This is a genomic window from Pseudomonas nicosulfuronedens (assembly GCF_005877905.1).
GTDB lineage: Bacteria > Pseudomonadota > Gammaproteobacteria > Pseudomonadales > Pseudomonadaceae > Pseudomonas > Pseudomonas nicosulfuronedens.
Genome location: NZ_SWDV01000049.1, coordinates 47,956 through 54,119 on the forward strand (window position 1 = coordinate 47,956; position 6,164 = coordinate 54,119).

At 61.5% G+C, this 6,164-nt stretch carries 7 protein-coding genes, 1 tRNA gene and 1 pseudogene; 1 reads left to right on the top strand and 8 read right to left on the bottom strand.

Annotation, left to right across the window (positions count from 1 at the left end; translation table 11 throughout):
• Positions 1-35: 35 nt before the first annotated feature.
• The 6 genes from FAS41_RS27695 to FAS41_RS27720 form a co-directional block, all read right to left on the bottom strand.
• A complete protein-coding gene (locus FAS41_RS27695) occupies positions 36-1,034 on the bottom strand; it encodes a glycosyl transferase family protein (protein ID WP_138526530.1) in 999 nt (332 codons plus the stop codon).
• Positions 1,031-1,366, bottom strand: coding sequence for a TusE/DsrC/DsvC family sulfur relay protein (locus tag FAS41_RS27700; protein WP_138526531.1), 336 nt, complete (start codon positions 1,364-1,366; stop codon positions 1,031-1,033). Before FAS41_RS27700 ends, FAS41_RS27695 begins: the two co-directional genes overlap by 4 nt.
• The gene (tusB, locus tag FAS41_RS27705; protein WP_138526532.1) at positions 1,363-1,665 is read right to left on the bottom strand and encodes a sulfurtransferase complex subunit TusB; all 303 of its coding nucleotides are present in this window, start codon (positions 1,663-1,665) and stop codon (positions 1,363-1,365) included. The genes FAS41_RS27700 and tusB overlap by 4 nt, the downstream gene beginning before the upstream one ends.
• Entirely contained in the window at positions 1,665-2,024 is a 360-nt protein-coding gene (gene tusC, locus FAS41_RS27710) for a sulfurtransferase complex subunit TusC (protein WP_138526533.1), read from the bottom strand. Before tusC ends, tusB begins: the two co-directional genes overlap by 1 nt.
• Positions 2,024-2,416 (bottom strand): sulfurtransferase complex subunit TusD, encoded by a 393-nt coding sequence (gene tusD, locus FAS41_RS27715; protein ID WP_138526534.1) that lies wholly within the window; start codon positions 2,414-2,416, stop codon positions 2,024-2,026. The genes tusC and tusD overlap by 1 nt, the downstream gene beginning before the upstream one ends.
• Positions 2,417-2,531: 115 nt before the next feature.
• Positions 2,532-3,197, bottom strand: coding sequence for a Bax inhibitor-1/YccA family protein (locus FAS41_RS27720; RefSeq protein ID WP_138526535.1), 666 nt, complete (start codon positions 3,195-3,197; stop codon positions 2,532-2,534).
• A gap of 134 nt (positions 3,198-3,331) precedes the next feature.
• On the opposite strand from FAS41_RS27720, the gene FAS41_RS27725 reads away from it, so the two are divergent.
• Positions 3,332-3,419, top strand: a tRNA-Ser gene (locus FAS41_RS27725).
• 80 nt (positions 3,420-3,499) lie between these two features.
• Here the strand turns inward: FAS41_RS27725 and FAS41_RS31235 are convergent.
• On the bottom strand, positions 3,500-3,796 hold the full coding sequence (locus FAS41_RS31235; RefSeq protein ID WP_246084953.1) for a site-specific integrase: 297 nt from the start codon (positions 3,794-3,796) through the stop codon (positions 3,500-3,502).
• Positions 3,797-6,070: 2,274 nt separating this feature from the next.
• Positions 6,071-6,164 (bottom strand): annotated as a pseudogene (locus FAS41_RS27740) (SCO family protein); the annotation flags it as partial.

Consider the following 6,164-nt stretch of genomic DNA (forward strand, 5'->3'; position numbering starts at 1 on the left):
ATTGTTTAGCGCAAAAACAGGATCCCAGATATCGACTAAATCGATTTGTCCCGCGCAGCCCAGCGTCTATCAGCTTCCGCGAAGGCTTCGTCGCGCTGCAGCCCCATGGCGCGTAAGGCGAGTGCGATGGTCGCGCGTACGGCCAGCTCGCCGTACGCGTCCTCGGCTGTTCCGCGCCAGAAGTTGGCCAGATGTGCCGGGTCCAGCATTTCTGGTTTGACGTGGCGCAGCGGTGACAACGCAGGCCATTCCTCGTCCCAGGCCTCGCCGTCATGGCAGCCGTAGAGGTGCGAAGTGGCGTCGGGGTTCATCTCGATCTCGCCGCCTTCGCCCTTGATGACGATGGCGTGGTCGCCGAGCAGGCGGCTGCCCTCGCGGTGCACTTCCTGGTAGCCGGGGTGGAAGATGCTTTGCAGCACGCAGGTGGCGCCCAGTGGGTTGATCAGGCGTACCGATGAGTGGATCGGGGAGCGCAGGCCGAGGGTGTTGCGCAGGTCGATCATGCGCTGCAGGCGCGGCATCCAATCCACCAGCGGAGCAAAGGCGATGCCCTTGGCATCCAGCGCTTCACTGACCGAGTTCCAGTTGCGGCACAGTGGCAGGCCTAACTGATCCAGAAGCTGTTCGCTGTAGACCCGGCCAGCGGTATGCGCGCCGGCGCCATGCAGGAGGATGCGGGTGCCGCTGCCGCCCAGGCATTTTGCTGCCAGCAGGTACCAGGGCAAGTGGCGCTTCTTGCCGGCATAGCTGGGCCAGTCCAGGTCCACGGCGATCTTCGGCGTCTGCAGGCGCTCGCGCACAGCCTCGGTGAATCCTGCCAGCTCCTCGGCGCTTTCTTCCTTGTGCCGCAGCAGCATCAGGAAGGCGCCCAGCTGGGCTTCCTCGATCTTGTCGTCGAGGATCATGCCGAGGGCTTCGCGGGCCTCCTCGCGGGTCAGGCCGCGCGCGCCGCGCTTGCCTTTGCCCAGGATGCGGACGAACTGGGCGAAGGGATGTTCGGCGGGTGTCTGCAGGACAAGCGGGGCGATGGTCATAGGCAATTGGTCGGCTTTGGCAGGCCGGCGAGCTTGGCGGCAAGCTTGGCCGGAGTGCCCTTGAACAGGAGGTTGAGGTGCAGGCTGCTGCCCTTTTCAGTGCCCAGTTTCTGGGCCACGTACTTGATCAGCGGACGGTTGGCTGGCGAGAGCTGGAATTCGCCATAGAACTCGCGCAGCAGCAGGAGGATTTCCCAGTGCTCGGGTGTCAGGTGGATGCCCTCGTTGTGCGCCAGGGCCTCGGCGGCGACGTCGCTCCAGTCGTTCAGATCGGCGAGGTAGCCGTCCTTGTCCAGCGGCAGGGCGTGACCGTTGACCAGTAGGGTGCTCATAGCCAGGCGTTCACCTTGTCGAAACGGGTGCAGAGCTCGACGAAACCGGGGTAATCCACGACCACAATGCGGGCGGGCTGATCGTCCAGGCCGCGCGCCTGCAGGTCTTCCAGCAGCGCAAACAGCGTGTTGCTGTTGGGCAGCGCTTGCAACGCTCGCGCCGGCTGGCTGCCTGGCTGCAGGGCATAAGTGGCATCGCCCGTCAGCAAGATGCCGTCATCATCGCTCAGCAGCAGCAGGCAGCTGTCGAGGCGGCCGTCATTGAAAGGAGAGTGCGAGAGCAGGTGGAGAGTAGCCATCAGATTGTGATCACCTGGTCGTGAGATTGCAGCAGATTGCGCAGCGCTATATCGTCCAGCGCTTGGGTGGGCAGCGTCAGGCTGGTGCTGTCCAGGCCGCGCTCGGCAAGGCTGCGACTGCTGGTATAGAGCGCTTCCACGCCGAACAGTGGCAAGGCTTGCAGATTGGCCTGCAGGTCCTTCTGCTCCACCGCAGTGGGACGTTGATCTGGCGCGAGCTGGAATACGCCGTCATCGAGGAAGAGCATCGAGATTGGCAGATCGAAGGCGCCGCCGGCGAGCGCGATATCCAGCGCCTCGCGAGCCGCGGGGCCGGCCCAGGGTGCCTGGCGGCTGATGATCAGCAGGGACTTGGCCATCAGTTGCCTCCGAAGCAGACCAGGCGGTCCGCCAGTTGCGCCGCCTCATGCAGTTGGCCTAGGCCGGAAAGATCCCAGGGCGCCTGCAGGTTCGCGGCGGGACGGGAATAGCGGTTGGCTTCCTCTGGATTAAGAACACCCCGGCGCAGCGCGGCGGCAATGCAGACCACACCGTCCAGTTGGTGATCGGTGACGAGGCGCGTCCAGGCGGCGGCGACGTCCAGCTCATCCTGGCTGGCGACGGTGTTCGCCGAAGCGCTGTGCACGCCGTCCTGATAGAAGAACAGCCGAGTGATTTCATGACCGCCGGCCAATGCAGCTTCGACAAAGCGCAGGGCGCGTCGGGCTGCCGGAGAGTGCGGCGGGGAGAAAAGGGCGATGACGAACTTCATGGAACGGGCCTGATCGGCGAATTTTCGCAGGATGATACGGCGCTATGCGGATATTTGCCGCGCCGAAAATGAAAAAAGCCCGTCTCGACGGGCTTTTTTCTGGGTGGCGCGAGGATCAGTCGTCGCTGCCCATGATGCCGAAGATCTGCAACAGGCTGATGAACAGGTTGTAAATCGATACGTACAGGCTGATGGTGGCCATGATGTAGTTGCGCTCGCCACCGTGGATGATCGCGCTGGTCTGGAACAGGATCATCGCCGAGGAGAACAGCACGAAACCGGCGCTGATGGCCAGTTGCAGGCCGCTGATCTGGAAGAAGAACGAGACCAGTACGGCGCCCAGCAGCACGAAGAAGCCTGCGGTGATGAAGCCGGACAGGAAGCTCATGTCCTTGCGGGTAGTCAGTACGTAGGCGGAGAGGCCGAAGAACACCAGCGCGGTCATGAAGAAGGCCGAGGAGATAATGCTCGCGCCATTGGCCATGCCCAGGTACATGTTCAGGATCGGACCGAGGGTGTAGCCCATGAAGCCGGTGAGGGCGAAGGTGCTGACCAGGCCCCAGGCGCTGTTGCGCAGCTTCACGGTGAGGAAGAACAGGCCGTAGAAGCCCAGCAGCACCACGAAGAAGCTGGGGTAGGGCAGACGCATCTGCTGCGAGGCTAAAGCCACCAGGCCGCTGAAGGCCAGGGTCAGGGCCAGCAGGCCGTAGGTGTTGCGCAGGACGCCGCTGACCTCTTTCTGCTCCACGGCTGTGGAGTCGAGATATTGCCGTTCTTGCATGTCGAGACACTCCTGTTAAGCGGGATACGGATCCATGACCGTAGTGGTGCTCATCATAACAGAGGGAAAAGCGCGCTGAATCATCAGAGTTTGACAGTGTGTTGCGATCCGGTAATATTGCCGCCCGCTCATGTGGAAGCGTGGCCGAGTGGTTTAAGGCAACGGTCTTGAAAACCGTCGACGGGCAACTGTCCTAGAGTTCGAATCTCTACGCTTCCGCCACTATTACAACGTTGAAAGCCCCGCACTGCGGGGCTTTCGCGTTTCTGGCGATCCGATCGAGTTGCTCTACCGGGAAACTTTCATGGGTAGAGTCCTGAAATGATCCGGAACGCGTTCCGAAACTTTCGCTCAATCGACGGCTTGGCGATTGCCCCGACGCGCATATACACCCGCTTCGTGATCTCCTCTTCGGTGTGGCTAAGCAAACGGCTGACTTCCTTCATGTCGTTGATTTCCGTTGCTGCTTTCGGACGAATGTCATAGGACTGAAACTGGTGCACTGCGATGGCCATTTGTTCGTCCAGAGCCTTGGCCGCCGCATTTTTACGAGCTTCATCGAAGCGGATGCGCAGTTTCTTTGGCGTTTTTCTGGGCAACCTGTAAGAGCTCGTCTTGAGCGTCAGCCTCGCGGGCTATAGGTGCGTCGTTGGGGCGTTGCGCGGCGGGTCCATTGCATCAGGCAGGGCCGGCTCCGCAACGGCATGGACGGCGTTCTGGACTTCATCGAGGTTATAGAGGTCGTGGGGCGTCTCCTTGTTCTTCCGGGCTCTTCGGCAGGGGGCCTCATGGTGGTGATCCCCCGCTCCCAGACGATGTTGTAGATGTGAGAGAGCAGGGCGAATTCCCGATTCGCGCGGACCTTCGCCGTGCGCTTGTTGCGGTATAGGGCAATGACTTGCGGGGTGATCGCCTCGATCGGTACCGCGGCGAGGGCCTTCCTGAGTTACTTCAGCGATGGAAGGTTGTCCTTCTGGGGGGGGGGGGCGGGGCCTTGGCAGGGATGATCTCGGTTTCGTAGCGATCAAACACCTCCCCCGAGCAGCTTCGTCGACTTCGGCACGGTAGTCCGCTCAAGCCTGGCTCATCCGCCTTCACCTAGTCCAGATCGCTGCCCAGAGGAATGTCCCGTTGCTTTGGCTTCCGTCCCCCCCCTATGGTCGTCTGGTTGTGAAAGTAGCCGGCCCAGAGCTTCTTGGACGTCAAACGCCGGACGCGGCGGCAAATCCCTGTTTCCAGGTCCCTTGGGGTGTGCATATTCAGCTCACCTTCGGCAGGTCCAGAGTCCACGGCAGGTCCATGGCGTAGATACGACCGACAATTGGCTTGCTCGCGACGTTGAACTCGTGCTTCCAGCTATGTTCGGCCAGCCACTCGGCTCTTCCTTGATTGATGGGGGTGAACGTGGCGTGTATCGATGCCGTTCATCGCGCATCGGCGAGAAGTGCGCAGAAATGCGACTTGAGTCGGATGATGGAGTAGGACTGCGAGAATAGAATCGGCGCCTGCATTAATTTGCGGTACTCGCAATGATCCGAATCAATAAACTGTGTGAACTGCGCTCTGCTACAGAGCTCAGTCTTTCTCGCCAACTCACTGACGCTGAAGAACTTGTCCTCCACGAGCTGATATACGGCTCGGGCGAAGCAGAGGCAGCCTCCACCTTTTCTTGTGCTCAGGACTCAGCTTTCGCTCGGCAGGCATTGCTGAGGGGCTGAGGTCCTGACTGCGGCTGGCCTTGGGTAGCAAGACGCCATGGCTTCACCCGCTCGAACTCGACCACCTAGACTCAGGAGTTGGCATCGGACTCATCGCCACTGGTTACCGACTGGAGTAGATGCCGGAAGGCATGCTGCGGCCATACGAAACCGGGACCACCCTTATCGGTGAAACCATCGCCGCTTGTTGTAGTGGGTGCCCTCGTCTATCGCCTGCTCCTCGCTAATGTGCTGCAGGCGCTCGGTGCGCACCGCAGTTATCTCCAGCAGGATGCGGCTGAGGCGCCGCGGTAGGTGGATGCCTGGCCACCCTTTGCCAGACCGCTCCTGCAGCGGCTGGTCTTTGGGGTAGATTGGCTCGGCTCGACCAGCAGGTCCCATGCCCTTCCAGCCGCCGGCATCGTAAAAAACGGTGACGCCTCGGTCTTCGGCGAACAGCGGCGGAAGTATCTTCGCTGGCGCGGTATTGTCGTGCGGCTTGCCGACGTGCTAGGACTCGCGTCCCGCAGCCTGGCTTCAGGTGGCCCAAAGGTGCGGACGGGGCAGAGCTGAATTGGGCCGAATGGCGTCTCGCAGCCACCAGTTGTGATCAGCGCCCCGCGGCGCTTCAGCGGCTCGAGCGGACCAATTACCTGAGCTGGATTGAGGTTTTGCAGCTCGCCGTGCCACCGTCATCTGGCCTTCCAAGATGGCGCAGACCATCGACCCGCGAGTGGAATCTGCGCTCTTTCGTGCTCTGCGCGCCCCCTTCGCCTGCCGGCATTGCAGGAGCGTCTCCGCGAGCGGCACTAGGTGGGCGGCCCGGTGGATCGGCAGTTGCTTTTCCTTGACACGCGCAATCTTGGCCAGAGTCCCGCACAACCAGAATTCGTCGCCCAGCTATGGCAGCGCCTGCTCCATGTGGCCCCTATTCATGTGGGGGTATTATCGGGAGCCAGTCCAGAGCGCACACCTAGGTGTCGAGGTGGCCGGCAGACTCGATGTTGCGGGCAATCGCCGCCCTATCTGGCGCCCGGTAGGGGCGGTGACGATGGTTGGGGCATGAGTCATGAATGGTCCTTACGCCGGGTGGCGTGGCATGGTCTTTGGGAGTTGTGAAAACGGTTGCGGATGGGGTGGAGGCTTCTGTATCGCGGCTCGCGGGAGCGCACGGTTGTAGGGGATGCTCATGGCGTTGGCCAGCTTCTGTACGTTTTCTTCCGAACCGGTGATGCCCTTGAAGCCGGCATTGAAGAAGCCGAGGTATTCC

Coding starts and splice junctions, on each gene's coding strand:
- tusB (WP_138526532.1), bottom strand. CDS start 1,665: ATGGCTACTCTCCACCTGCTCTCGCACTCTCCTTTCAATGACGGCCGC.
- tusC (WP_138526533.1), bottom strand. CDS start 2,024: ATGGCCAAGTCCCTGCTGATCATCAGCCGCCAGGCACCCTGGGCCGGC.
- FAS41_RS27700 (WP_138526531.1), bottom strand. CDS start 1,366: ATGAGCACCCTACTGGTCAACGGTCACGCCCTGCCGCTGGACAAGGAC.
- FAS41_RS27720 (WP_138526535.1), bottom strand. CDS start 3,197: ATGCAAGAACGGCAATATCTCGACTCCACAGCCGTGGAGCAGAAAGAG.
- tusD (WP_138526534.1), bottom strand. CDS start 2,416: ATGAAGTTCGTCATCGCCCTTTTCTCCCCGCCGCACTCTCCGGCAGCC.
- FAS41_RS27695 (WP_138526530.1), bottom strand. CDS start 1,034: ATGACCATCGCCCCGCTTGTCCTGCAGACACCCGCCGAACATCCCTTC.